The following is a 334-nucleotide window of genomic DNA, read 5'->3' as shown; positions in this document are numbered from 1 at the left end:
CGGCAGGCGCGCCACCGTCGCCCTCGCCTCGGTCGCCGGCGTCACCGCCGCCGCCGCCCTCGCCGCCGCGCTGCGCCGCAGGGCGGAACGGGAACTCGCGGACGTCCGCTCGGTCGCCGAGGCCGCCCAGCGAGTCCTGCTGCGCCCCGTGCCCACCCTGGCCGGACCAGTGCGCCTGGCCGTCTCCTACACCAGCGCCGCCGCCGAGGCCCGCATCGGCGGAGACCTCTACGAAGTCGTCCCCACCCTCGCCGGCACCACCCGCGTCGTGGTCGGCGACGTCCAGGGCAAGGGCCTGGACGCGGTGGAGACCGCCGCCGTCGTGCTCGGCGCC

General features: G+C 78.7%; 1 pseudogene. It reads left to right on the top strand.

Annotated elements, in window-relative coordinates:
- A pseudogene (locus OO57_RS38065) lies at positions 1–334 on the top strand (hypothetical protein); the annotation flags it as partial.

Source organism: Kitasatospora phosalacinea (assembly GCF_000717185.1).
Taxonomy (GTDB): domain Bacteria; phylum Actinomycetota; class Actinomycetes; order Streptomycetales; family Streptomycetaceae; genus Kitasatospora; species Kitasatospora phosalacinea_A.
The sequence above is the reverse complement of the archived record's forward strand: the minus strand, read 5'-3'. Positions and strand labels throughout refer to the sequence as shown.